Source organism: Stenotrophomonas sp. PS02298 (genome assembly GCF_029959445.1).
Classification (GTDB): Bacteria; Pseudomonadota; Gammaproteobacteria; order Xanthomonadales; family Xanthomonadaceae; genus Stenotrophomonas.
Genome location: NZ_JASCOR010000061.1, coordinates 1 through 24,570 on the forward strand (window position 1 = coordinate 1; position 24,570 = coordinate 24,570).

A 24,570-nucleotide genomic window follows, 5' to 3' on the forward strand; every position below is an offset into this window, starting at 1 on the left:
GTCAGTGGTTTATACGCCCCCGGCGCGTCATCGCGCTCAGTGACCTGGGGGGGGGGGCGAGGCTGCGCGCCCCCCGCCAAGGCCTGGCCCTGCGCGAAAGGGTTGGCATGAACGCGCAGCTGCATGGCAGTCTGGCCGATATGTACGGCGACCTCGGGCAACGCATCGCCCTGGTCGAAGAAGACCGCGCGCTGGATGGCGAACTGCGGAAACTGCTGGAGGAGATCCGCGCGCAGCGTTGGGAGTTGTATGTCGACCGTTGAGCTTGTAGCCGAGATCGAGTTGTCGCCGGCCTTCCATGATTGCGATCCAATGCACGTGGTCTGGCATGGCAATTACTTCAAGTATTTCGAGATCGCGCGCTGTGCACTGTTGCAGCGCTACGACTACGACTATCCGCAGATGCTGGAATCCGGCTATCTGTGGCCGGTGGTGGATGCGCGGGTCAAGTACATCCGTCCGCTGCTGTACCAGCAGGCCTTGCGGGTGCGTGCGCAGATCAGCGAGTGGGAGAACCGCTTGAAAATCGACTATCAGATCCATGCTGCCGCTGATGGGCAGCTGCTGACCCGCGCCCACACCATCCAGGTGGCAGTGGATGCTGCCAGCAAGGAAATGCTGTACCAGAGCCCGCCGGTATTGTGGGAGCGCCTGGGAGTGCCGGCACCATGATCACACGTCTGTTTGCCTATCCGCGTGTTGCCTTGTGCGCACTGCTGCTGGTGCTGGCGCCGATCAGCCATGCTGCCGATGCGGCGGTTGATGCGATCACCCAGTCGGTGGCGCGTCCGGATGTACTGCGTGGTCAGTTCACCCAGGACAAGCAGGTCAGCGGCTTCAAGAACCCGCTGCGCTCGCAGGGGCAGTTCGTGGTGGCGCGCCAGCACGGCGTGATCTGGACCACGCAGCGCCCGTTCCCGTCGGAAGTCGTGGTCACTGCCGATCGCATCCTCAGCCGTCAGCGTGATGGGACCAACCGGGTGGAACTGGATGCGCGTCAGCAGCCAGCAATGCGCTCGGTCAACGCCATCATGTTCGCGCTGATGAGTGGCGACGTGCAGGCCTTGTCCAGCCAGTTCAACATCAAGGCGCAACGCGAAGGCCAGGGCTGGCGGCTGCAGTTGACGCCGAAGTCGGCGATGTTGGCCAAGGCCTTCCAGTCGCTGTCCTTGCAGGGTGACCGCTACGTGCGCCAGGTGGAGATCATCGAGGCCAACCAGGACCGCACCCTGATCCAGTTCAGCGCTTTGGCTGAAGCTCCGGCCACGCTCAGTGCCGATGAGGCGCGCCGTTTTGACTGAGCCGCAAGTCGCAGCATCGGAGCGCCTGCGGCGTTGGTGGCATTGGCTGGGCCTGGCCTGGCTGCTGTTGCTGATCGGTCTTGGCGTGCAGCAATGGCAGCTGTGGAGCACGCAGTCGCGCATTGATACCGACATCCTGGCGTTGCTGCCGCAGGATGCGCACGACAGGCTGCTGTCCGACGTCACCCGCCGCATCGCCGATGGCAGTGCGCGGCAGGTGGTGGTGTTGCTGGGCAGCGCGGACAGTGAAGCGACCAAGCGCGCACAGGACGCATTCGCCGGCAGCATGGCCAATGGCGCCGATAGTGGCCTGCTGCAGCCGAGCGGCTCGATTGAGGGCTGGTTCGAGCAGGCGCGCGACTTCTACGCGCCTTGGCGCGACCGCCTGCTCACTGCCGAGCAGCGCCAGCAACTGCAGCAAGCCGATCCTGCGTTGCTGGGCGAGCAGGCATTGGCCAGTCTGTACGGGCCGATGGGCGCGCCGCGCCTGACCGAGTGGCGGCAGGACCCGCTGTCGCTGTGGCCGCAATGGTGGCAGCAGCAGGCGCGCGCCTCCGGCCTGCAGCTGGGCGAAGATGGCCTGCTCGAAGCCGAAGGCCGGCATTGGGCCGTGCTGCAGTTTGAAACCCGTGATTCGGCGTTTCAGTTGGATGGCGAACGCCACCTTGATGCATTGCTGACGCGTGCCGGCAGCGCCGCACGCGGCGCGGCGCCGGATCTGGAAATCCTGCATGCCGGCGTGCCGTTGCATGCCGAGGCCGCGGCGTCGCAGGCCAACCGCGAGATCAACACCATTGGCTGGGGATCGCTGGCCGCGGTGTTGCTGCTGGTGTGGCTGGCGTTCCGCTCGTTACGGCCGATCCTGCTGGTCGCTGCTTCCCTGCTGATTGGCTGCGGCGTGGCTTTGGCGGTCACCGTGCTGGTGTTCGGCAAGGTGCATGTACTGACGCTGGTGTTCGGTGCATCGCTGGTGGGCGTGGCCGAGGATTACGGCATCCACTGGTTCGCCTCGCGCCAGGCCGAGCCGGCCGAACGCCGTTGGAGACTGCTGCGGCATCTGCTGCCTGGCCTGTGCCTGGCCTTGCTGACCAGCGCACTGGCGTATGTCGCGTTGGGCCTGGCGCCGTTCCCGGGCCTGCGGCAGATGGCAGTGTTCTCGGTGGTTGGGCTGGCTGCAGCGTTCGCCACGGTGATCTTCTGGTTCCCCTACCTGGACGGCGGCCAGATCGCGCCCACCCGCTTCTCGCAGTGGCTGGGCAATACGCTGGAACGCTGGCCGCGCCTGCACAGCGGTCGGCAGATCCTGGTGCTGACGATTGCGGTGGTACTGCTGTCGGGCATTGGCATCGCACGTCTGCAGACCGACGATGACCTGCGCAGCCTGCAGTCCTCGCCGCCACAGCTGATGGCCGAGCAGATCCGCCTCAGTCAATTGCTGGGCATGCCAAGCCCGGCCCAGTTCTACCTGGTGCAGGGAGCCGACGCGACGCAGCTGTTGCAGCGTGAGGAAGCGCTGACTGCAAGGCTGCGGGAACTGGCCGACAGTGGAAAGATCGGTGGCTACCGCGCGATCAGCGATTGGCTGCCATCGCCGGCACGTCAGCAAGCGGACGCGGCGCTGACCGGTGCTGCCGAACCGCAGGTGCTGGCGATGGTCTCGAAGGCGGTTGGCGAGCCGTTGGCGCGCCCCACATTCTCGTCGGGGCCGTTGACCGCCGAAGCCTTCCTGGCATCGCCGGCATCGCAGCCGTTCCGTCACTTGTGGGTGGGCCAACTGGGTGAACAGGTGGCCAGCGTGGTGATGGTGGATGACCTGTCGCGTGCCGATGCGCTGACCACCTTGGGTGATGCCGCCAAGGGTCTGGACGGCGTGCGCTGGGTGGACCGCACTGCCGACTTCTCACGCTTGCTTGGCCATTACCGCAAGTTGATGGGCGGCATGTTGCTGGTCGGCATCGCGCTGGTATTCGGCGCGTTGCTGCTGCGCTACAAGCGCAATGCGTGGCGGGTATTCGCGCCGACCCTGCTGGCGGGGGTGCTGACGCTGGGGCTGCTGGGCCTGTTCGGACAGCCGCTGCAGTTGTTCAACATGCTCGCACTGATGTTGCTGCTGGGCATGGGCATCGACTACGGCATTTTCCTGGTCGAGCACCGCGGCGATGCCAGTGCATGGCTGGCGGTCTGTGTGGGCGCGGCCAGCACCTGGTTGTCATTCGGCCTGCTCGGTTTGTCGGCGACGCCGGCCTTGCGCGCATTCGGCTTGACCCTGTTGTTCGGCATCGGCCTGGTCTGGCTGATCTCGCCGTTGTTCCGGCCGCTGCCGCATGCTGCTGCGGAAGATTGATCTTCAACGTGTAACTGGACTCTCAAGGACGCATCGATGGCACCCAACGTGGAACGTACTGAAATCCTGATCATCGGCGCCGGCCCGGCCGGTTCGGTCGCTGCGGCGATGCTGCGCAAGCAGGGCCGCCAGGTGTTGATGATCGAGCGCCAGCAGTTCCCGCGCTTCTCCATCGGCGAGAGCCTGCTGCCGCAAAGCATGGAATACATCGAGGCGGCGGGACTGCTGCAGGACGTGGTGGAAGCTGGCTTCCAATACAAGAACGGTGCGGCCTTCGTGCACGGCGAGGCGCGTACTGCGTTCGACTTCCGCAACAAGTTCTCGCCGGGTTGGGGCACTACTTACCAGGTACAGCGCGCCGACTTCGACAATGTGCTGGCGAAGGGCGCCGAGCGTATGGGTACCACCCTGCGCTTTGGCGATGAAGTGCTGGCGGTTGAGCCGGGCGAGCAGCCAGCGGTGACGGTGCGCCGCCCGGATGGCAGCGAGTACCGCATCGAGGCCGACTTCATTCTGGATGCCTCGGGTTTTGCACGCTTGCTGCCGCGACTGCTGCAGCTGGAGTCGCCGTCCAACTTCCCGGTGCGCGGTGCGATCTTCTGCCACGTGCGTGATCACATTCCGGTGGATGCGGACTTTGATCGCAACAAGATCCTGATCACCACCCATCCCGAGCATATCGACGTCTGGTACTGGACGATTCCGTTCTCCAACGGCTGCTGCTCGCTGGGCGTGGTGGCCGAGCCCTCGTTCTTCGAGCGCTACGAGGGCGAAGACCTGCAGAAACTGCAGGCCATTGTCGGCGAAGACCCCAACCTGAGCCGGCTGCTGGTCAATGCCGAGTGGGCGGTGCTGCCGGTACGACGCATCACCGGCTACTCGGCCAATGTCAGTTCGCTGCATGGTCCGGGATATGCTTTGTTGGGCAATGCCGGCGAATTCCTCGATCCGGTGTTTTCTTCCGGCGTCACCATCGCCTTCAAGTCGGCGCAGCTGGCCAGTGAATGTCTTGCGCGCCGCTATGCCGGTGAAAGCGTGGACTGGGAAGCTGAGTTCTCGGTGCCGCTGCGTGCCGGCGTCAAGACCTTCCGTCGCTTCGTCGAAGCCTGGTATCAGGGCGGCTTCCAGAAGATCATCTACCACCCCGATCAGCAGCCCGAGATCCGCGCCATGATCTGTTCGATTCTGGCCGGCTACGCCTGGGATACCAAGAATCCCTACGTGGCCGATGAGAGTGGGCGACGCATGCGCGTGCTGGAGGAACTGTGCGGCGCCTGATCACCAGTCTTGTCGCCTGCTTGTTGCTGGCCGCGTGCGCGGGCCGCATGCCAAAGCCACTGGTTGAGCTGCCAACGCTGCGCTTGTCGCCAGCCAGCCTGCCGGCGCCGTTGGCGCTGCAGCAGCAGCTGCAGTTCCGTTTCGGCATCCAGGAGCGTGAGCTCGATGCGCTGTTGGAGGCTGACGCGCAGCAGCTGCAGCTTGCCGTGCAGGCGATGGGCCGCACCGGCGTGCGACTGCGCTGGGACGGCGAGCATCTGCAGCAGGAGCGCGCGCCATGGCTGCCGCCGCAGGTGCGTGCCGAGCGGGTGCTGGATGACCTGCAGTTTGCGCTGTGGCCTACCGCGGCGATTGCCGCAGCATTGCCCAGTGGCTGGTCGGTGCTCGACGACGGCGTGCGCCGACAACTGCGCCAGGGCGACACGACCTGGCTGGAGTTGCAGCGCAGTGCCGATGGCACGCTGCTGCTGGAAAATCGTGCGGAAGGCTATTCGTTGCAGATCCATTCGATAGACATGCAGGTGCAGCAACCATGAGTGCGGTGTATTTGAACGAGCTGGGCGTGATCTGTGCCTTGGGCGCGGATCGGGCACACATCGCCAAGGCCTTGTTCCAGCCGCAGCCGACTGGCTCGGCGCTGAGCGACACGGTCATTCCCGGGCGTTCGCTGGTGGTGGGCGCGGTGCAGTCAGTGCTGCCATCGTTGCAGGACCTGCCGGTGGCGCTGCATGGGCGCAACAATGCGCTGCTGTTGGCTGCCCTGCAGCAGATCGAGCCGGCCGCGCGTGCGGCAATTGCCCGTTACGGCAGTGAGCGCGTGGCGGTGGTGATGGGGACCAGCACCTCGGGCATTGGTGAATCCGAGGAAGCGCTGGCCAGCTACAACGCCAGTGGTGAGTGGCCGCCGCAGTTTGATTACGCACAGCAGGAGATGGGCACGGCGGCGCGCTTCGTGCGCAGCTACCTGGGTATCGATGGCCCGGCTTGGGTGCTGTCCACGGCGTGCTCGTCCAGTGCCAAGGCCTTGATGTCGGCAGCGCGCTTGCTGCGCAGTGGCGTCGTGGATGCGGTGATTGCCGGCGGCGCGGATTCCCTGTGCCGGTTCACCGTTGCCGGCTTCAGCGCATTGGAGTCGGTGTCGGCGGCGCGCTGCAATCCGCTCTCGCGCAATCGCTGCGGCATCAATATCGGTGAAGGTGCGGGGGTGTTCCTGATGACCCGCGAGCCGGGTCCGGTGCAGCTGTCGGGCTGGGGTGAAACCTCCGACGCGCACCATATGTCAGCACCGGACCCGAGCGGGCAGGGCGCGGCGCTGGCAATGCGCCAGGCCTTGCAGCGCGCCGGCTGGGAAGCGGACTCGGTCGATTACATCAACCTGCATGGCACCGCGACCCAGCATAACGATGCGATGGAGAGCGTGGCCGTGGCTGATACCTTCGGCCTGGACGTGCCGTGCAGCTCCACCAAGCCGCTCACCGGGCATACGCTTGGGGCGTCGGGCGTGATTGAAGCCGCGTTGTGCTGGATCACCCTGGCCGAAAACCCTGGCCAGCAGCTGCCGCCGCATTGGTGGGATGGTGAAGCCGATGGGGCGCTGCCGGCGCTGGCCCTGGTGGCTCCCGGCACGCGCGCAGCGACGCCGCCACAGCGGCTGCTGAGCAGCTCGTTCGCGTTTGGCGGCAGCAATGCCGTGCTTGCCATGGAGAAAGCCGCACATGGCTGAGTGTTACGCCATCGAGGAAGTCGTGCCGCACCGCGACGGCATGTGCCTGTTGGACCGTGTGCTGCGCTGGGACGACGAAACCATCCAGGCCGAGCTGGTCGTGCCCTACGAAGGCCTGTTCGTCGAGGACGGTGGGGTGCCGGCCTGGGTCGGCATCGAGTACATGGCGCAGGCTATCGCGGCGTGGGCGGGCTGCCGCGCGCGCCGCGCCGGGCGGGAACCGAATATTGGTTTCCTGTTGGGCAGCCGGCGTTACACCAGCACGCGCGATGTTTTTCCCAGCGGTACCCGCCTGCGCATTGATGCGCGCTGCGAGCTGCTGGCGGACAATGGGCTGGGGATGTTCGCCTGCAGCGTGCAGGCAGGCGATGAGCAATGGGCCGTCGCCAATGTGTCGGTGTTTGAACCGGCCGATGCGATGGCGTATCTGGAGAGTGGAGAGGCATGACAGAGAATCTGAGCGTACTGGTCACCGGGGCCAGTCGTGGTATCGGGCGGGCGGTCGCGCTGCGTATCGCGCGCGATGGCTTTGCCGTGGTGGTGCATTGCCGCAGTCGTGTCGAGGAGGCGCAGGCGGTTGTCGCGCAGATCCAGGCGGCGGGCGGGCAGGCGCGCGTGCTGGCGTTCGATGTTGCCGACCGCGCTGCGGCGCGTGCGGCATTGGAAGCTGACGTGCAGCAGCACGGTGCGTACTACGGCGTGGTCTGCAATGCCGGTATTGCGCGTGATGGCGCCTTCCCGGCGCTGAGCGAGGACGATTGGGACCAGGTGATCCACACCAATCTGGACGGCTTCTACAACGTGTTGCATCCGCTGATCATGCCGATGGTGCGGCGGCGCAAGCCGGGCCGGATTGTCACCTTGTCGTCCGTGTCGGGCGTGGCCGGCAATCGCGGGCAGGTCAATTACAGCGCATCCAAGGCCGGCATCATTGGTGCCACCAAGGCATTGGCACTGGAGCTGGCCAGCCGCGGCATCACCGTCAACTGCGTCGCGCCCGGCCTGATTGAGACCGAGATGCTCAACGAAGAGGTGGTCGAGCACGCATTGAAGTTGATTCCTGCCGGTCGTGTCGGCAAGCCGGATGAAGTGGCGGCCACGGTTGCGTTTCTACTGTCCGAGCCGGCTGCATACATCACCCGGCAGGTGATTTCGGTCAACGGAGGAATGGTCTGATGGCCTACCAGGATCGTCGTGTCGTCGTTACCGGTGCGGCCGCACTGAGTCCGTTGGGCCACGACTGGCCCAGCATCCGTGCGCATCTGGGCTCCTACCGCAACGCGGTGCAGCCAATGCCGCAATGGGACATCTATGCCGGGCTCAACACCAAGCTGGCCGCACCGGCACAGCCGTTCGAGCTGCCGCCCAACTACAACCGCAAGACCACCCGTTCGATGGGGCGGGTGGCGGTGATGGCGGTGCGTGCCACCGAGATGGCGCTGGAGCAGGCTGGCTTGCTTGGCCACCCGGTGCTGCGCAGCGGAATGGCCGGCGTTGCCTACGGTTCCTCGTCCGGTTGCCACGATGCGACCGGTGAGTTCGGGCGCATGCTGCATGAGCTGACTACCGAAGGCATCAGTGCAACGACCTACCTGAAAATGATGAGCCACACCGCGCCAGTCAATATCGGCGTGTTCTTCGGGTTGTGCGGCCGCGTCTACACCACTTCCAGTGCCTGCACCTCGGGCAGCCAGGGCGTCGGTTCGGCCTATGAGGCAATCCGTTCGGGCAAGCAGACGGTGATGCTGGGCGGTGGCTCCGAGCAGTTGGATGCGACCGCGGCAGCGGTGTTCGATACCTTGTTCGCCACCAGTGTGCGCAACGATGCGCCGAAGACCACGCCCAGTCCGTTCGATGCGCACCGCGATGGCCTGGTGCTGGGTGAGGGGGCCTGCACCCTGGTGCTGGAGGAGCTGGAGCACGCACAGGCTCGTGGTGCCAGCATCCTGGCCGAGGTGGTGGGCTACGGTACCAACAGCGATGGCCAGCACGTCACCCAGCCCAGCGCGGACACCATGGCCCAGGCGATGCGCCTGGCGCTGCAGGATGCCGGCCTGGACGCGGCGCAGATCGGCTACGTCAATGCCCACGGCACCGCCACCGATCACGGTGATATCGCCGAAACCCAGGCCACCGCACAGGTGTTCGGCAACACGCTGCCGATCAGCTCGCTGAAGAGCTATGTCGGCCACATGCTCGGTGCCTGCGGCGCGTTCGAAGCCTGGTTGACCATGGAAATGATGCGCGAAGGCTGGTTCGCGCCGACCTTGAACCTGAGCGAGATCGACCCGCGCTGCGGCGAGCTGGACTACATCGCCGGTGAAGGGCGCCTGCTGCAGGCCGAGTATGTAATGAGCAACAACTTCGCATTTGGCGGCATCAACACCTCGTTGATCTTCCGCCGTTGGCAGGCTTGACCCGGTTACCATCACACTCAAAGGAAAGAGATATGCGTCGTTTCAGCCTTGTCGTCACCGCCACGTTGCTGGCGTTTTCCAGCAGCGCTTTTGCACGCGACACCCGCGTGGAGCAGTCCCTGGCAGATCTGCTCAGCTCACAGGAAGCACGTGACGTCGGCATCGATGGCAGCGTGCGCTTCTACCTGGCGGGCCAACCGGTGACGGTGCTTGAGCGGCTGGGCCAGGATGTGAGCAACCGCAAGACCAACGCCGCCAACAAGAGTGACGAGAAAGCCTGCCGCTGGGTTGCGTTGTCGACGCCGCTGGCATTGCAGGATGGCGCAAAGGCGCGTGGTGCCAATGCCGTGGTTGATATCGTCAGCTTCTACAAGAGCAACGAATTCCGCAGCGCCACCAACTATGAGTGCTATGCCGGCGCCATCCTGGCGGGTGTCGCATTGAAGGGCACCTACGCCAAGGTGCCCTGAGGGTTTCCAGGGCGGTGACGGCCCACCGTCGCCGCCAGGTGCACAGGGTTGCCAATATCCAGTGTGGTTGCTTTGCCCGATCCTCCCGGACTGTGGATTGCAGCTGTGCAAACCCGCAGCAGCGCTCACTGCATGCGGACGCCGCTGTGATCGCGGGGCATCTTTGACGGGCAGCGCCTGTCGCCAGGTCGCGGCAGGCGTTGTCGGTGATGCCCCGTGCCCGTCGCGCCGGTGGCGCTTCGATCCCGCATTCAGCACGTCGCTGCAGCGCCGGCAATCTGTCGCCAGCGGATCTGGCAATCTGCAGATACAGGGTGCTCTCAACAGAATCTTGATGTCGATGAACGTATAAAAGGCGGAGAACGACCGAGGTCGTTGACTGCGCGCCTTTCAACAGCGCCAGATTTCCGACACAATCGCTGACTCTCAATGCAGGGCAAAGCCCGCTGGCATGCAAGCTTACGTCTACAAAAGCCAACGCAAGCAGGACACCTACGTGTACCTCGCCAAGCGTGATGATTTCGAAGTGATCCCGGCGGTGCTGGGCGACACCCTGGCCCCCTATACCTTCGTACTGGAGGTGGCGCTGACGCCCGAACGTCGCCTGGCCCAGGCCGACGTCGCGCTGGTGCGCGCCAACCTGGCCGAGCGCGGTTTCCACCTGCAGGCCCCGCCGTTGCCGTTGGCCCCGGTGAAGATCGCCCGCATCGACGGTCGCGATGACTGAAGCATTGCGCAGCCGCGTAGTTGCCGCCGCGCTGGGCCTGGGGGTGTTGCTGACCCTGGCCACGGCGTTCGGTGGCGTGGCCGCGGCTGTGTGTGGCGTGCTGGCCCAGCCCGCCTTCGCCCTGGCGGTGTCATGGTGGCGGCGTACCCGCACGGTGACGCCGTCGCTGGCCGTACTCAAACGTGAACTGCCAGGCCTGCTGGGGCTTTGGACCGGCGGCGCAGCGGTGGTTGCAGTATTGGTGTCCTGGCCGTTGGCGGCGCTGCATGACAGTGGCAGCCTGGCGGCGGTGTTGGCATTGAGCATCGCAGTCAGCGTGGCGTTGTTGGCGCTGTGGCGCACCTGGCCGCTATGGCAGGCGATGGAGCGCGAGGACAGCTCGCTGCGCACGCAATGGCAGGCCCTGAGCGGGCGGAATCTCGATTCATGGCATGGCCTGGGCGCGGCAGCGGTGGTGTTGCTGTTGTGCGCGGCGATCGTCGCAGCGGCCTGGCCGGGTCTGGTCGGCGGTGCCTTGCGTTGGCCCTTGGCCATTGCCACCGCGGTTGTCGCGCCGTTGCTGCATCACCTGCTGCAGTCGATGCGCAGTGCGCCGGTTGCCGTCGCTGGCAAGGCTGGCGAGGCACAACAACCTGCTTTCGACCTGTTTGCCGAAGCGCTGGCCGAACCGGCACCGCTGGAGCCCATCGCCCAGCACGAGCTGGTGCCGCAGCTGTATGACGCCGCCCGCGGCGGCCGCATTGATCGCGCGCTGCAGCTGTTGGATGCCGGCGCCGATCCGCATGCGCCGGCCCCGGCCGAATCGCGCGACCAGCGCAGTCTGGCGGTGCTGGCAGCAGTGCTGCCGGACCTGCGCCTGCTGCGTGCGTTGATCAGCCGTGGCGTCGACGTCAACCAGGCGCATAAAGGCATGACCCCGCTGCTGGCGGCCACCCGCGACAGCTGGCACGGTCGCCCGGAAGCGGTGATGACCCTGCTGGCCAACGGTGCCGATCCGCGCACGCCCGATGCCGATGGCAATACGCCGCTGCACCACGCCGCACGCAGCTCCGATCCGGGCGTTGCAGCACTGCTGCGCGATGCCGCGGCCGAGATCGACGCCCTCAACAATGATGGCCACAGCCCGCTGGCGGTGGCCTGCCAGGCCGGCAACTGGCGGCTGGGCAAGTTCCTGCTGGAGCGCGGCGCCAAGGTCGAACCGACCGATGGTGTACCGGTGCTGGTGCAGGCGGCGGCCACCGACGACGATGACCCGGCTGGCGTGCAGCTGCTGCTCAAGCACAAGGCGCGACTGGATGCGCGTGACCGTCAGCGCCGCAGCGCCCTGCACGAGGCCGCCCTGGCTGGCCACGTCGATATCGTCGAAACCCTGCTCAATGCCGGCGCCAATGTCGAGCCGCGTGATGCCGCAGGCCGCACGCCGTGGCTGGATGCCGCCGCGCAGGGCAATGCCGCGGTGCTGGAGCGCCTGCTGGCGCACAAGCCTGACGTGCATGCCGTCGATGGCGAAGGCAGCAATGCCTTGCTGCTGGCCAGTCGCGCCGAACACGTATCGGCGGCGCTGATCCGCCGCCTGCTGGACCTGGGCATTGCCGCCGATGTGGTCGGCAGTGATGGCCGTCGTGCCATCGAGCACGCCGCCGCAGCAGGTCGCTGGAGCATCGTCTCGCTGCTCGACCCGAGCTATCCGCTGCCGGCAGCAGTCAGCGATGCGGCCGCCGGCAATGCCGAGGGTGGCGATGGTGATGCGGTGCCGGTACTCAATGACCGCGCGCCGCTGGCCTTGCTGCGCGAAGCGCTGGTATTCGGCAACGTCGATGGCATGGCGCCCTTGGCCAAGTTGTGTGCGGCCGATGAACTGGGCGGCCTGCTGCACGATCCGGAGCTGGCCTTGCAGCCGCGTGTGGTCGATTGGCTGCTGGCGCACGATGCCGCGCCGGAAATGCTCGACGCCTGTGGCGATACACCGATGTTCGCGCTGCTGTCGCGTGGCGTCGATGCGATCCCGACCCTGCAGGTATTGCTGCAGCGTGGCGTGTCGCCGGCCGGCCGCGGTGGCTTGACCCGCTTCCTCGCCGCCTGCGCGCAGCACGACCACGGTGCGCGCAGCACCGAGCAATTCGCGTTGGAACTGCTGGAGCGTGGCGCCGATCCGTTCGCCGCCTCACCAGCCGGTGATCCGGCGTTGTCGCTGGCGGTACGCCTGGGCTGGTTGAAGCTGCAGCAGTACCTGCTGCTCAATGGCGTCGACCGTGAGGCGCGTGACAGCCATGGCATGACCGCACTGCACCTGGCCACCGCCCTGGCACGCGAGTCCGCGCTCAAGCAGCTGGTGCTGCAGGGCGCTTCACCGGACGCGCGGGCCGCTGACGGGCAGACGCCGTTGGGTGTTGCGCTGTCCAGCGGTCGTCGCGACCTGGCTGACCTGCTGGATTGGCGCGGCTGGCAGCTGCCATTGCGCGCGCTGCGGGATGCCGACGTCGCCTCGGCGGCGATGGCCGGCGATGCCGACGCGGTACGCCGCCTGCTCAATCTCGGTTTTGCCGTCGATGCCGTCGATGCACAGGGCTGCACCGGCCTGCTGCGTGCGGCCGGCGGCGGCCATGCGGCGGTGGTGGATCTGCTGCTGTCGCGCAGTGCCGACCCGCAGCACGCCGCTGCCAGCGGTGCCACGCCGTTGTCGGCGGCGGTAAGCATGCGCCAGACCACGATCGTGGCTGCACTGCTCAATGCCGGTGCCAAACTCGAACACCGCCTGCCGGGTGGCGTCACCGTATTGATGCTGGCCGCTGCCTTGGGCTTGCCGGACATCGTCGCGCGCCTGCTCACTGCCGGGGCTGACGTGCATGCCGGTGACGACCAGCAGCTGGCACCGCTGCACTGCGCCGCGCTGTACGGCTTCACCTCGCGTGACCGCACCCGCCTGCTGGCCTTGCTGGATACCTTGCTGCTGGCCGGTGCCGAACCGGACCAGGCCTCGGCCGGCACGGTGACGCCGTTGCTGTTGCTGCTCGGGGCACGTGCCGAACCGGGCACCGCCTGCGACGAGAGCGTGGTACTGGCGGCCGTGGATCGTCTGCTCGACGAAGAGGTTTCGCTGGACGTGCGCGACCCGCGTGGCTTCGGCCCGTTGCACCTGGCGGCACTGCACGGCCTGCCACAACTGGTGCAGCGCCTGCTGCGCGCCGGCGCCGATCCGGACATGCGCGATGCGATCAACCGTACCCCGCGCGACATCGCCATCATGCGTGGCTTCATCGACGTTGCCGGCGAATTCGAGCCGGCGGTACCGGGCGTCTCGTCGATGGCCCGCTTCCTGCGCGATCACAACTGATTGCTGCAGCACTCATGACAAGGGCGCCGAACGGCGCCCTTGTTGCATCAGGACTGGCGGGAAGCCTTACCTGCCCGCGCCCGGCGGCACCCAGATGGCCACGCCGGCGGCGCGCTTCTGCTGGGTGGGGATGCCGACGCTGAGGCCGCCAGCGGTGTGGCGGCCATAGCTGCCCGCGCCTACCGACATGCCGACCGGCGAACCACCGGAGCCCACGCCCATCAGGATCACGCCGTTGGCGCCGAGTGCGGCGGCCTCGCGCTTGAGCCTGGCAATGGCGGCATCGGTCTGGCCCTGGGTGCCGAAGCCGACCGCGCTGGAGGATTCGAGCTGGGCGATCTCCACCGAACCGGCCGGCGGCGTGGAATAGATCTGCACGCTGGCCGGGTCCACCGGTGCGCGGGGCTGGCCCAGCATGACCTTGGAGGTACTGGCGCAGCCGCCGACGGCCAAGGCAACGCCAAGCGAAAGTGCGATAGCGAGCGGAAGTTTCATGGTTTCACTCCCCGGTGATCGGTAATTGCGGATGATCCATGGCGCCGGCTGAATCTGTCGAGAACTTCCGGCCAGGGTGGGGGCCTTTTGCTCTGCATGTGTTCCCGGCTATCTTGCAGGCTGTGCCTGATGGAGGAAAGTACATGGGGCTGATCAGCCTGATCTGGGGCATTGTTGCCATGCTATGGATGATTCTGGCGTTTATTCCGCTGCTGGGCTGGGGAAACTGGTTCCTGATCCCGTTTGCCGCAGTGGGCGCGATCATCGCCGCGATTGGGCTGCTGTTCACCCATGCCAGCAAGCGCGGCCGGGCCAAGACCGGCCTGCTGCTCAATGCCATCGTCATTGTGGTCGGGGTGATCCGGCTGAGCATCGGCGGCGGCTTCATCTGAGTTCACGCCGGCTGCGGGGAAGCCCGGGTCGGCGGGTGATAGCCGGGGGGCGTAAAATGCGTCGGCTGGCCGGAAGCCTTCCGGCGCCGTAGGCCTGTTGCAGGCGTTTCCGCTTCCCGATGATCATCCGCCCCCGTCCCACTGGCTGGCAGCTGCTGTACATCCTGCGCGGCTCCATCGTGCCGGCCATCGCACCCAAGGTGCTGGCGATCGGCGTGCTGGCGGTGCTGGTGGCGGCATTCAGCCGGATCTGGCACCCGCTGGGTGGTAGTGGCTTGTCGGTGGTGCCGTTCACCTTGCTCGGGTTGGTGCTGTCGATCTTCCTGAGCTTCCGCAACAACGCCTGCCACGACCGCTGGTGGGAAGGGCGCAAGCTGTGGGGGCAACTGGTCATCGAATCGCGCAGCTTCGCCCGTGAGGCGGCTGCGTTGCTGGCCGCCGAGCCGCAGCTGCGCGAGCGCGGCACCCGCCTGGTGATCGGTTTTGCCCATGCGCTGGCGGCACGCCTGCGCGGCCGCGACCAGGCTGCTGTCGCTGCGCCCTGGCTGCAGGCCGACCAGCACGGCGTGCTGGCACGGCAGAACATCGCCGACGGCATGCTGACCCAACTCGCCAGCGAGCTGGCCGCGCCGCTGCGCGAAGGCCGCTTGCATCCCTATCTCTACGCCCAGTTCGAGGCACGCCTGCATGCCATGGCCAGCGTGCAGGCCGGCTGTGAGCGCATCTCCGGCACACCGCTGCCGTTCGCCTATACCTTGCTGCTGCACCGCTGTGCATGGTTGTTCTGCGTGCTGCTGCCGTTTGGCCTGGCCGGTGCGTTGGGCTGGGCCACGCCGGTGGTGTCGATGTTGTTGGCCTATGCCTTCTTCGGCCTGGACCAGCTCGGTGAGGAAATGGAAGACCCGTTCGGTACCGAAGCCAATGACCTGCCGCTGGACGCGATGGTGCGTACCATCGAAATCGATCTGCTCGACGTGTTGGGCCAACGCCCGCTGCCCGAGCCACTGCAGCCGCAGGGTTACCGGCTGCAGTAATTCCCGTTTTCAGTATCAAGGAGTACCGCGATGATGCACCCCCAGTACCGCCCGCGGCGCATGCGCCACGATGAGTTCTCGCGCCGTCTGATGCGCGAGAACACGCTGACCAGCAACGACCTGATCTGGCCGGTGTTCGTGCATGAGCTCGACGGCCGCGCGGCGGTGGCATCGATGCCGGGCGTGGACCGCATGTCCATCGACGAGTTGCTGCGCGAAGCCGAGCAGGCGCTGGAGTTGGGCGTGCCGGTGATCGACCTGTTCCCGGTGATCGACCCGTCGCGCAAGTCGCTGGACGCGGCCGAAGCCTGGAATCCCGACGGCCTGGCGCAGCGTGCGGTGCGCGCGCTGAAGCAGCGTTTCCCCGAATTGGGCGTGATGACCGACGTGGCGCTGGACCCGTACACCACGCACGGCCAGGACGGCATCATCGACGACAGCGGCTACGTGCTCAACGACATCACCGTCGAAGCGCTGGTCAAGCAGTCGCTGTCGCATGCCGAAGCGGGCGTGGACATCATTTCGCCCTCGGACATGATGGACGGCCGCATCGGCGCCATCCGCACCGCGCTGGACGATGCCCGACATATCAACGCGCGCATCATGGCCTACTCGGCCAAGTACGCTTCGGCGTTCTACGGCCCGTTCCGCGATGCGGTGGGCAGCTCCGGCAGCCTTGGCAAGGCTGACAAGAAGACCTACCAGATGGACCCGGCCAACAGCGACGAGGCCATGCGCGAGATTGCGCTGGACCTGGACGAAGGCGCGGACATGGTGATGGTCAAGCCGGGCATGCCGTACCTGGACATCGTGCGCCGGGTGAAGACCGAGTTCGGCGTGCCGACCTTCGCGTATCACGTCAGTGGCGAGTACGCGATGTTGAAGGCGGCCGCAGCCAATGGCTGGCTGGATGAGCGCAAGTGCGTGATGGAGACGATGATCGGCTTCAAGCGCGCCGGTGCCGATGGTGTGTTGACCTATTACGCGCCGCAGATCGCGCGCTGGCTGAAGGAGGCTTGAGATGAATGTTCCCGGTCTTGAGGGTTACAACTGGGCGGTATGGCTGATCGGCGTGCTGTTGTTTGCGGTGGCGATCGCTGTGTTCATCGCCGCCATCGTGCGTGCCGGCAAGCGACCGCCACAGCTGCACTCTGCCGCCGAGCGGCTGCAGCGTGAGGCAGCGCAGGGTGGCGACGTCGACGCCAGGCTGCGTGCGCTGGAGCTGCGCAGGCAGGGTGGGCAGATTGGTGAGGCGGAGTACGAGGCGATGCGTGCGGCGGTGTTGGCTGGGGCAAAAAGCTAAAAGCTAAAAGCGGTAGAGCAGAAGCACCCCTCCCCAACCCTCCCCTTGGCCTTACGGCCAAAGGGAGGGAGCCAAGCAATCCGCCCCCTCCCTTTCGCGCAGCGAAGGGGAGGGTTGGGGAGGGGTGAGCTTTTGCTTTTGCCTCAGCGCCAAAACCTCACCGGCAAGAACCATCCCCATCAACCAGCGGCGCCCTCATCCGGTAAAGATCCATGCCGCCGGCCCGCGGTGAGCGCGCCTTGCCGCTGACCACCAGCTCTCCGGGCTTGTTGGCATCAATCACCGCGCCACGCGTATCGCCATCAGCGCTGTTGAACGACAGCCCCAGCAGCGTCGCCTCACCCCATTGCCCCTGCCGGCACTGCGACAGCCACAGCTGGGCACCGCCCGCCGCATTGGCGCGGGCAAACACCACCGCGCGGCCGCCACCCAGCCAGCTCGCATCCAGCTCATCGGCATCGGTATTGATGCCGAGCAAGGCGGACGGTGCGGCAAAACCATCGCCTGCGGCCGGTGCACGCCACAAATCCCAACCGCCGCTGCCACCGGCACGATTGCTGGAGAACAACAGCCGGCCGTCGTCGGCCAGTGCGGGTGAACGTTCGTCCTGCCTGCCGTTCACCGCCGGGCCCAGGTTCTGCGGCTGGCCGAGGCTGCCATCGGCGGCGACGGCCGCCCGGTACAGGTCGAAGCCGCCGTGGCCGCCTTTCCGGTTGGAGGCGAAGTACAGCCATCGGCCATCGCCGCTGAGGAAGGGATCGACCTCATCAGCGGCGCTGTTCAAGGCCAGTGGCTGCGGCTCCATCCAGCGCTTGTCCTGCAGTGTCGCCTGCCACAGGTCCCAGCCGCCAGCGCCGCCCTCGCGGTTGCTGGCCCAGATGATGCGTTGCCCGTCCGCCGACAACGTGGCGCGGATTTCATCTGCACGGGTGGACACTACCCCCATGCCTTCGATGCCGAACTCGGAAAGCGCCGAGGCCATGGGGCTAAAGGGTAAACTCAGGGTCAGCGCGAGCAGCAAATGACGGGTCCGCATACGGGTCCAGCAAGCAAAGTCGCGTCCAGTCTAGGTCATGCAGAGGATCACAATGAGCGCTCCACGCTACGCAGTTTTCGGCCAGCCCATCGCCCATTCGCAGTCGCCGCGCATCCAGTCCGCGTTCGGCAAGGCACATGGCATCGCCGTGGATTACCGCGCCATCGAGGCCTCGCCCGAAGATTTCGTGGCGGCGCTGGAAGCCTTTGCCGCTGACGGCGGCGTCGGCGCCAACGTGACCCTGCCACACAAGGAAGCCGCGTTCGCGCTGTGTACCACCACTACTTCGCGCGCGCATCGCGCCGGTGCGGTCAACACGCTGCTGCGCAAGGGTGATCGCTGGCATGGCGACAATACCGACGGCATCGGCCTGGTGCGTGACCTCACCGGTCGCCACGGTCTGGATCTGCGCGGCCGTCGGGTGCTGCTGCTCGGTGCCGGTGGCGCCGCACGCGGTGTGGCACCGGCGCTGCTGGATGCCGGCATCCTCGAACTGATCGTGGTCAACCGTTCGCCCGAACGCGCCGACGCGCTGGTCGATGCGATGAGCGAACCCGGCCGTGCCATCTCCGCGTATTGGGATGACCTGCGCGAGCAGGGCGATTTCGAGCTGATCATCAATGCCACCTCGGCCGCGCGCGGCGAGGGCAGCGGTTTCAACCTGCCGCTGTCGCTGGTCAACAGCATGACCACGGCGGTGGACCTGAACTACGGCGAGGCATCGATTCCGTTCCTAGCCTGGGCGCGCGCGGCGGGCTGCCGCAACAGCTTTGATGGCCTGGGCATGCTGGTCGAGCAGGCTGCGGAGAGCTTCCAGCAATGGCATGGCATGCGGCCGGAGACCGATGCGATCTATGCCGAACTGCGTGCCGGTGACGCGCTGTTGGTCACCGCGGACTGAGGCCGGACATGGAACCCACTGAATTGCTGACCACCCTGCTGGTTTCCATCGGTTACCGCCTGCCGATCATGATCGCGCTTGGCGTTGCCGTGGTGATGCTGCTCGATACCCCGCGCGGCAAGGTGCGCAGCGTGGCATTGGGCGCACTGTCGCTGCTGCTGGCGGTCACCTTGATAGGCGGTGGGCTGACGGCAATCCCGCTGGTGCTTATCGCCACTGGCAACTACTCCGGCATGGGCGCGATGAATACGCTGCTCAGTGTTGGTCATGTTGGCTTGGCACTGCTGGAAGCGGTCGGCTACATCATGCTGGCCTGGGCGCTGGTGCAGGCCCTGCGGCGGCCACAGGCTCCCGGTAAACCCTGAGCCCGCAACGCATTCGGTGAATGCGGGCGGGTATGGGAAAATACCCGCCTTGATTGAGCTGCGGGCAGGTTGGCGTGACGGAAAAAGTAGAAGCACCACGGACGCTGACCGAGGACATCAAAACCGGCATCCGTGACGCTTACAGCAAGCTGCAGGCGAATACGCCGGGCTTCAGCACGCGCCGCTCGCAGAGCCAGATGATAGGCGTGGTGTCGCGCGCGCTGGGCACTGGCGGCGTCGGTGTGGTGGAAGCACCGACCGGTGTCGGCAAGAGCCTGGGCTACCTCACCGCCGGCGTACCCATCGCGCTGGCCAGCAAGAAGAAGCTGGTGATCAGTACCGGTACCGTGGCCTTGCAGTCGCAGCTGGTCGAACGCGACATCCCCAACTTCCTCAAGTCCACCGGCCTGCAGGCCACCGTGGCGCTGGCCAAGGGCCGCACCCGTTACCTGTGCACCCGTAATGCGGCTGAAGCACAGGGCGAGGGCGTGCAGGAAGGCATGTTCGGCGACGACGTGCAGCTCTACGACCGGCCACTGGCGCCGATTGAAATGGACGTTGCCGAAAAGCTGACCAAGGCCTTCATCGAGGGCCGTTGGAACGGCGACCTGGACAACGCGCCGGAGAACGTCACGCCCACGCTGCGCATGCGCATCACCACGCCAGCCTCGGCCTGCGCCGGGCGCCGCTGCGCGTATTCGGCGCAATGCCCGGTTCTGCGTGCACGTACCGAAGTACGCGACGCACAGATCATCGTCACCAACCACGCGCTGCTGTTGTCGGCGCTGTCCTTGGGCGACAGTGACAGCGGCCAGCCCCTGATCGCGCCGCCCGGCGACATGCTGCTGGTGCTGGACGAAGGCCACCACATCGGCAACGTCGCCATCGACCAGGGCGCGGCCAACCTGCCGCTGGACGACATGGCCAAACGCACCGGGCGCCTGCAGATCCTGATTGCCGGCGCCTACCGTGCGGTGGACAAGGACAAGATCGGCAACCTGCTGCCGAACGAAGCCATCGATGTGGCATCGCGGGTGAGCAAGCTGCTCAAGGCCTTCCGCGACGACATCGGCAATGTGTGGATTCCGCAGCCGGACGACCGCGAACCGATGTGGCGCGCCGCCAATGGCCGCCTGCCCGAATCCTGGCGCCAGCCCATCGAAGTATTGGCCGATGAAACCCGCACGCTGCTCAACTGGGCAACGGCGGCGGCCTCGGCGGTGGCCAAGGGCAAGCAGGATGATCCCGCGGTGGAGCGCCTGCAGCGCAACCTGGGCATGGCCCAGGAAATGGTCGAGCAACAGTACAACCTGTGGGCCGGCTGGCGCCGCGAAGACAAGGAAGGCCAGCCGCCGATCGCGCGCTGGGTGACGATGTCACGCGATGGTGACTACATCCTGCACTGCTCGCCGGTATCGGCGGCGATGGTGCTGCGCAAGCTGCTATGGGATGAAGTGGACTCGGTGGTGATGACTTCGGCGACGCTGACCGGTGGCGGTGATTTCCAGTCGCTGGCGATCGACAACGGCATCCCCGAGGAAGCGGAAATGGTGTCGCTGGCGTCACCGTTCGACCTGCCGAACCAGGCAGAACTGATCGTGCCGCAGTTCCCGGTGACGCCGGATGACCGCGAGCGCCATCCCAAGGAAGTGGCCAAGTACCTGGTCAACGAGCTGGATTGGGACAAGGGCAGCATGGTCCTGTTCACCTCGCGCTGGAAGATGGAAAAGGTGGCTGAGCTGATGCCGGCGACGCTGCGCAAGAAGGTGCTGGTGCAGGGCGACGGCGCCAAGCAGAAGATGATCGACGAGCACATCAAGCGCACCTCGGCGGGTGAAGGCTCGGTGTTGTTTGGCTTGAATTCGTTCGGTGAAGGCCTGGACCTGCCAGGCGAGGCCTGCACCACGGTGGTGATAACCCAGGTGCCGTTCGCGGTGCCGACCGACCCGCAGACCTCGACGCTGAGCGAATGGTTCGAGAGCCGTGGTTTGAACTCGTTCAACCTGATCGCGATCCCGCATGCGCTGCGCACCTTGACCCAGTTTTCCGGGCGTTTGATCCGTACCTCGACCGATACCGGACGGGTGATCATCCTGGACTCGCGCCTGCTGACGCGCAGGTATGGCAAGCGCATCATTGATTCCCTGCCGCCGTTCAAACGGGTTATTGGTTGAGGTTGTGGAGAAGGGGGTGGCTCTTCGCTGGAACAACCCTGCTCCAACCCGTAAAGTGCGCCACCTCCCATTACTCCGGACAGCCATGGCCACCCCTCCCGCAAGCTTCCCCTGGGCAGCGCAACTGCAGCGACTGCAGCAGCGCGATGGCGCACTGGCGCTGCTGGGTACGCAGGCAATGTTCGCTGCCGAAGGCAATGCGCTGACTGCGGCGGGTTTGGCGCTGGAGCAGCTGTTGCTGGCGGGTGAAGGCCAGCTCAAGGCAGACAACGACGTGAGTCTGGTCGCCGATGAGCTGCGTCGCTACCAGAAGTTCGCGCCGCCGGGCCGTCCGTCGGTGCAGATCGTGCAGCTGCGTAGGCAGCAGTCGACGGTGCAGCAGGCGCAGCGGATCGCGCGCCAGACGTTCATTCGTAATGCTGATGGCTTCGCGCGGGCAATCGGCCTCGATGTACCGCAGAAGTTGGGTACGGTAGAAACCGTGATGCGCTGGTTGCGTGCGAACCTGGTCTAGCGTGCTTCCTGTGCCGCGGCCCGGCGGCGTCCAGGACGGCGCAACCTGCCCGGGCTTTTCGTTCATGGCCGTGGCAGTTTGCTTCGTACTTCGACAGCGCATGGAGCCTGGTGCAAGCCTGTGTTTCTGCATGCCAGCCACGGCTCACTGATCGAGGAACAACGGCAGGCTGCTGGCGACCTCCCACAGAAGGCGTCCAGCGAAAACAAGGAAGACCATGGCCATGGCACCCTCCAGCCAGCCACCCATGCGCAGGAACCGGTCACGCACTGCCTGTTGGGTAAACAATACGCTCACCAATACAAACCAACCGGCATTGACCAGGCACATCCAGACTCCATAGAGCACCTGGACCTTCAACGGTGTTCCGGCGCTGACCACCGTGGTGAAGATCGCGAGGAAGAACAGCGTCGCCTTGGGGTTGGTCGCATTGGTGATGAAGCCAAGCAGAAAAGACCTGCGCCAGCCCAGTGCGGCAGGGTTGCCGGCATCGTCGAGCTTTCCGGTGGAGCTGGAACGTCCAGCGCTTCGCAGGAACGAATACACCAGATAAAGCAGATAGGTCGCGCCGAGAATCCTGGTGACGGTCATCAGCAGTGCATTGGCGTGCAGCAGCGCACCGACGCCGAGCAGCGTGTAGAGGACATGCACGGAAATGCCGGCACCAATGCCGATGGCTACCTGCACCCCCGCCCATCTGCCGTGCCTGACACTTTGCCGCACGGTAACCGCAAAGTCGGGGCCTGGTGCAATGACGGCCAGCAGGTGAATGAGCGCCAAAGATACGAACTCGTGGAAATGAGCGCTCACCCATCAGCTCCAGAACGTCAAAGGGCTGGCCACGCCGCGGTAGCCGACGAAGCAGGACAGGCTCAAGCGCGGCTTGTCCGATCCGGGTGTGACAGCATGCATGCGGCGCGAGTTGAACAGGACAAGGTCGCCTTCCTCGGGCTGGATCTGCAGTGTCGGTTTGCCGAGGAGCGATGGATCTATGCCATAGCTGTCGCCGCGCATGCCATCAAACTCCGCAGCGGAGATCGCCGACTGCCAGATCTGCAGTCCGCCGCCGTCCGTCGGCATGGTGAGGTAGATGTTTGCCGCCAGCTGTGAAGCAAGGCTGTGTGAGCGGAAGGTCTCGGGGGCATCCTTCGCGAGAATGTCGTGGTGGGCGAGGAATTCCACCCCGGGCTGGACGATCCGCGACAGGCCGACATACGCCTTGCGCCCATACAGATGCTCCAGTTGGGCGCCGGCGGGCCAGATTTCATCCAGCGTGCAGCGAAGCACATCCATGGGTGAGGCGTACGGCATGCACCGCTTGCGGAGCGCATCGATATTGTCCAGCGCTGTGTCGAAATAGGTGCCGAGGCGGGCAGGAATGTTTTCTGCCTCGTACAGCGCCATGCCTATCCTGCCGATATCGGGCGCATTGACGTAGCTGTCGAATCCTTGGCCCAGGATGCGGTGGCCAATTTCCATCGCGGTTTCCCTGGGGATGAACTGCTTCACTTGTACTGCCAGAACCTGCTCGCTTACCGCCTTAGCCAGCACGGCATCATCCAGTCGATCCGTTGTGATGAACAAATTTCTTCCTTGAAATACTGGGTGTGGGTGTCACTGAAGATTCCACTCCGGCAATGGTGCTGGTGCCTGAAAATCCGACAGAAAACTGCTTCCACCGGCTTTGGCGTGCCTTGCTTTCTGTCAATGATGCGGGGGAGTTCGATGCATGTATGCCGATGCCAGCAGGTTTGAAGAGTGCCAGAGCGCGCTTACGTAGCACCCGGCAATCATTCAACCGTTTGGCTGTTGAATCTGTCAGTTGGTGAAGTCGCTTGAGCGTGCTTTCGAATGTCTTTGCAGAAAGCGAGGGGATTTTTGCCCGCGAGGTTCGAGGTGACAAATTCTGTTTCTACATATGGAGCAGATATGCGTAAAGAACGTCATCATCGACAGTGATGGGCAGCGTGGATACTTTTTGCCTGCGTTCTTCCATGTCCCGCTTGCGCAGCGAAGGCGCCAGCGGAAAGAATCCGAAGGGCGATGTGCAGGGATGCACGTCGCCCCATTGTGGTTTCCGTCAAACCCGCTGTTGCGGAAGGGCACTCGCGGGCGGAAAGTCGCAGCAATGGCAACTGCAAACGCTACCCCTCCCCAACCCTCCCCTGCGCTTTGCGCAAAGGAGGGGGCTGGAGCAACAACAACAACAACAACAGCAACAGCAACAACAACAACAACAACAACAGCAACAGCAACAACAACAGCAACAACAACAGCTGCTATGGGCTTAGTGCCACAGCCCCAGGATCAGGCCGAACAGCAGGAACTGAGCGGTGTGATAACCGCCGTCGATTGCCCACAGTTTTCCGCTGCGCTGGGCGAACTGGTAGTTGATGCCGAAGCTCGCCGCGACCATGCCGAAGCCGGCAATCACACCGCACAGCAAGGCCTTGCGCAGCTCCGGCTGTGGGCCGACAAACCATGCGAAAGCAAACGCAGCCACCAGCGAGAACACGAATGCCACGCCGAAGACCTTGCCCGGATGCCCCTGCGGCACCTCACCACCGTTCTCGCGGTTCCAGGCACGGCCGAACAGGACGGGTGAGTACCACAAGCCGCCCAGCAGGAAGCTCGATACAGCGGCCAACACCACGGCATAGACGTTCATGCATTTCCCCTGGGCAGTGAGCGATGCCGCATCCTAGCGCTGCCGCAGGCGCTTGCGAAGCTGCCATCAAAAAAGAAGGCCGGCGGGTTTCCCC

General features: G+C 65.3%; 26 protein-coding genes and 1 pseudogene. 22 read left to right on the forward strand and 5 right to left on the reverse strand.

Features of this window, described 5'->3' with window-relative positions; genetic code table 11:
• The 13 genes and pseudogenes from QMX78_RS10775 to QMX78_RS10835 all read left to right on the forward strand — a co-directional run.
• A pseudogene (locus tag QMX78_RS10775) lies at window positions 1-263 on the forward strand (histidine ammonia-lyase); the annotation flags it as partial.
• Window positions 250-672 (forward strand): acyl-CoA thioesterase, encoded by a 423-nt coding sequence (locus QMX78_RS10780; protein WP_282269299.1) that lies wholly within the window; start codon window positions 250-252, stop codon window positions 670-672. The pseudogene QMX78_RS10775 and the gene QMX78_RS10780, both read left to right, overlap by 14 nt.
• The gene (locus tag QMX78_RS10785) at window positions 669-1,301 is read left to right on the forward strand and encodes an outer membrane lipoprotein carrier protein LolA (RefSeq protein WP_282269301.1); all 633 of its coding nucleotides are present in this window, start codon (window positions 669-671) and stop codon (window positions 1,299-1,301) included. The genes QMX78_RS10780 and QMX78_RS10785 overlap by 4 nt, the downstream gene beginning before the upstream one ends.
• Window positions 1,279-3,645 (forward strand): MMPL family transporter, encoded by a 2,367-nt coding sequence (locus QMX78_RS10790; RefSeq protein ID WP_282269303.1) that lies wholly within the window; start codon window positions 1,279-1,281, stop codon window positions 3,643-3,645. Before QMX78_RS10785 ends, QMX78_RS10790 begins: the two co-directional genes overlap by 23 nt.
• A gap of 36 nt (window positions 3,646-3,681) precedes the next feature.
• Window positions 3,682-4,923, forward strand: a complete 1,242-nt coding sequence (locus tag QMX78_RS10795; protein ID WP_282269305.1) for an NAD(P)/FAD-dependent oxidoreductase — start codon at window positions 3,682-3,684, stop codon at window positions 4,921-4,923.
• Complete coding sequence (locus QMX78_RS10800) at window positions 4,911-5,459, forward strand: DUF3261 domain-containing protein (protein ID WP_343239239.1); 549 nt, start codon at window positions 4,911-4,913, stop codon at window positions 5,457-5,459. The genes QMX78_RS10795 and QMX78_RS10800 overlap by 13 nt, the downstream gene beginning before the upstream one ends.
• Entirely contained in the window at window positions 5,456-6,646 is a 1,191-nt protein-coding gene (locus QMX78_RS10805) for a beta-ketoacyl-[acyl-carrier-protein] synthase family protein (protein WP_282269309.1), read from the forward strand. The genes QMX78_RS10800 and QMX78_RS10805 overlap by 4 nt, the downstream gene beginning before the upstream one ends.
• On the forward strand, window positions 6,639-7,094 hold the full coding sequence (locus tag QMX78_RS10810; protein WP_282269311.1) for a hotdog family protein: 456 nt from the start codon (window positions 6,639-6,641) through the stop codon (window positions 7,092-7,094). Before QMX78_RS10805 ends, QMX78_RS10810 begins: the two co-directional genes overlap by 8 nt.
• The gene (locus tag QMX78_RS10815) at window positions 7,091-7,822 is read left to right on the forward strand and encodes a 3-ketoacyl-ACP reductase FabG2 (RefSeq protein WP_282269313.1); all 732 of its coding nucleotides are present in this window, start codon (window positions 7,091-7,093) and stop codon (window positions 7,820-7,822) included. Before QMX78_RS10810 ends, QMX78_RS10815 begins: the two co-directional genes overlap by 4 nt.
• Entirely contained in the window at window positions 7,822-9,063 is a 1,242-nt protein-coding gene (locus tag QMX78_RS10820; protein ID WP_282269315.1) for a beta-ketoacyl-ACP synthase, read from the forward strand. The genes QMX78_RS10815 and QMX78_RS10820 overlap by 1 nt, the downstream gene beginning before the upstream one ends.
• A 32-nt stretch (window positions 9,064-9,095) precedes the next feature.
• Entirely contained in the window at window positions 9,096-9,533 is a 438-nt protein-coding gene (locus QMX78_RS10825; RefSeq protein WP_282269317.1) for an excinuclease ATPase subunit, read from the forward strand.
• Between the two features lie 451 nt (window positions 9,534-9,984).
• Window positions 9,985-10,260, forward strand: coding sequence for a YcgL domain-containing protein (locus QMX78_RS10830; RefSeq protein WP_282269319.1), 276 nt, complete (start codon window positions 9,985-9,987; stop codon window positions 10,258-10,260).
• Window positions 10,253-13,594, forward strand: coding sequence for an ankyrin repeat domain-containing protein (locus tag QMX78_RS10835; RefSeq protein WP_282269321.1), 3,342 nt, complete (start codon window positions 10,253-10,255; stop codon window positions 13,592-13,594). The genes QMX78_RS10830 and QMX78_RS10835 overlap by 8 nt, the downstream gene beginning before the upstream one ends.
• 66 nt (window positions 13,595-13,660) lie before the next feature.
• Here QMX78_RS10835 and QMX78_RS10840 read toward each other — a convergent pair whose 3' ends face one another.
• Window positions 13,661-14,089, reverse strand: a complete 429-nt coding sequence (locus tag QMX78_RS10840) for a hypothetical protein (RefSeq protein WP_282269323.1) — start codon at window positions 14,087-14,089, stop codon at window positions 13,661-13,663.
• 143 nt (window positions 14,090-14,232) lie between these two features.
• Here QMX78_RS10840 and QMX78_RS10845 point away from each other — a divergent pair, with 143 nt between their 5' ends.
• The 4 genes from QMX78_RS10845 (at window position 14,233) to QMX78_RS10860 (ending at window position 16,818) form a co-directional block, all read left to right on the forward strand.
• A complete protein-coding gene (locus QMX78_RS10845) occupies window positions 14,233-14,481 on the forward strand; it encodes a hypothetical protein (protein WP_282269350.1) in 249 nt (82 codons plus the stop codon).
• Between the two features lie 119 nt (window positions 14,482-14,600).
• Complete coding sequence (locus tag QMX78_RS10850; RefSeq protein ID WP_282269325.1) at window positions 14,601-15,515, forward strand: bestrophin family ion channel; 915 nt, start codon at window positions 14,601-14,603, stop codon at window positions 15,513-15,515.
• Window positions 15,516-15,545: 30 nt separating this feature from the next.
• Entirely contained in the window at window positions 15,546-16,535 is a 990-nt protein-coding gene (gene hemB, locus QMX78_RS10855) for a porphobilinogen synthase (RefSeq protein WP_282269327.1), read from the forward strand.
• A gap of 1 nt (window position 16,536) precedes the next feature.
• Window positions 16,537-16,818, forward strand: coding sequence for an SHOCT domain-containing protein (locus QMX78_RS10860; protein WP_282269329.1), 282 nt, complete (start codon window positions 16,537-16,539; stop codon window positions 16,816-16,818).
• 157 nt (window positions 16,819-16,975) lie between these two features.
• Here QMX78_RS10860 and QMX78_RS10865 read toward each other — a convergent pair whose 3' ends face one another.
• Window positions 16,976-17,854, reverse strand: coding sequence for a TolB-like protein (locus tag QMX78_RS10865; RefSeq protein ID WP_282269331.1), 879 nt, complete (start codon window positions 17,852-17,854; stop codon window positions 16,976-16,978).
• A 52-nt stretch (window positions 17,855-17,906) separates the two neighbouring features.
• Here QMX78_RS10865 and aroE point away from each other — a divergent pair, with 52 nt between their 5' ends.
• The 4 genes from aroE (at window position 17,907) to QMX78_RS10885 (ending at window position 21,808) form a co-directional block, all read left to right on the forward strand.
• Window positions 17,907-18,755 carry a shikimate dehydrogenase gene (aroE, locus tag QMX78_RS10870; RefSeq protein WP_282269333.1) on the forward strand — a complete coding sequence of 283 codons (849 nt, stop codon included), beginning with the start codon at window positions 17,907-17,909 and terminating at the stop codon, window positions 18,753-18,755.
• 8 nt (window positions 18,756-18,763) lie between these two features.
• Window positions 18,764-19,120, forward strand: coding sequence for a hypothetical protein (locus QMX78_RS10875; RefSeq protein ID WP_282269336.1), 357 nt, complete (start codon window positions 18,764-18,766; stop codon window positions 19,118-19,120).
• Window positions 19,121-19,194: 74 nt separating this feature from the next.
• On the forward strand, window positions 19,195-21,294 hold the full coding sequence (gene dinG, locus QMX78_RS10880) for an ATP-dependent DNA helicase DinG (RefSeq protein ID WP_282269338.1): 2,100 nt from the start codon (window positions 19,195-19,197) through the stop codon (window positions 21,292-21,294).
• An 85-nt stretch (window positions 21,295-21,379) separates the two neighbouring features.
• Window positions 21,380-21,808 carry a hypothetical protein gene (locus QMX78_RS10885; protein ID WP_282269340.1) on the forward strand — a complete coding sequence of 143 codons (429 nt, stop codon included), beginning with the start codon at window positions 21,380-21,382 and terminating at the stop codon, window positions 21,806-21,808.
• Window positions 21,809-21,952: 144 nt separating this feature from the next.
• Here the strand turns inward: QMX78_RS10885 and QMX78_RS10890 are convergent, their stop codons facing one another.
• Together QMX78_RS10890 and QMX78_RS10895 are read right to left on the reverse strand one after the other, a co-directional pair.
• Window positions 21,953-22,618, reverse strand: coding sequence for a LysE family transporter (locus tag QMX78_RS10890; protein ID WP_282269342.1), 666 nt, complete (start codon window positions 22,616-22,618; stop codon window positions 21,953-21,955).
• 3 nt (window positions 22,619-22,621) lie between these two features.
• Window positions 22,622-23,392 carry a 2OG-Fe(II) oxygenase gene (locus tag QMX78_RS10895; RefSeq protein ID WP_282269344.1) on the reverse strand — a complete coding sequence of 257 codons (771 nt, stop codon included), beginning with the start codon at window positions 23,390-23,392 and terminating at the stop codon, window positions 22,622-22,624.
• Between the two features lie 410 nt (window positions 23,393-23,802).
• Between QMX78_RS10895 and QMX78_RS10900 the strand changes: the two genes are divergently transcribed.
• Window positions 23,803-24,099, forward strand: a complete 297-nt coding sequence (locus QMX78_RS10900) for a hypothetical protein (RefSeq protein ID WP_282269346.1) — start codon at window positions 23,803-23,805, stop codon at window positions 24,097-24,099.
• Here QMX78_RS10900 and QMX78_RS10905 read toward each other — a convergent pair.
• Window positions 24,096-24,476: a DUF1761 domain-containing protein gene (locus QMX78_RS10905; protein ID WP_282269348.1), complete on the reverse strand. Its 381-nt coding sequence runs from the start codon at window positions 24,474-24,476 to the stop codon at window positions 24,096-24,098. The genes QMX78_RS10900 and QMX78_RS10905 overlap by 4 nt on opposite strands.
• Window positions 24,477-24,570: the final 94 nt, after the last annotated feature.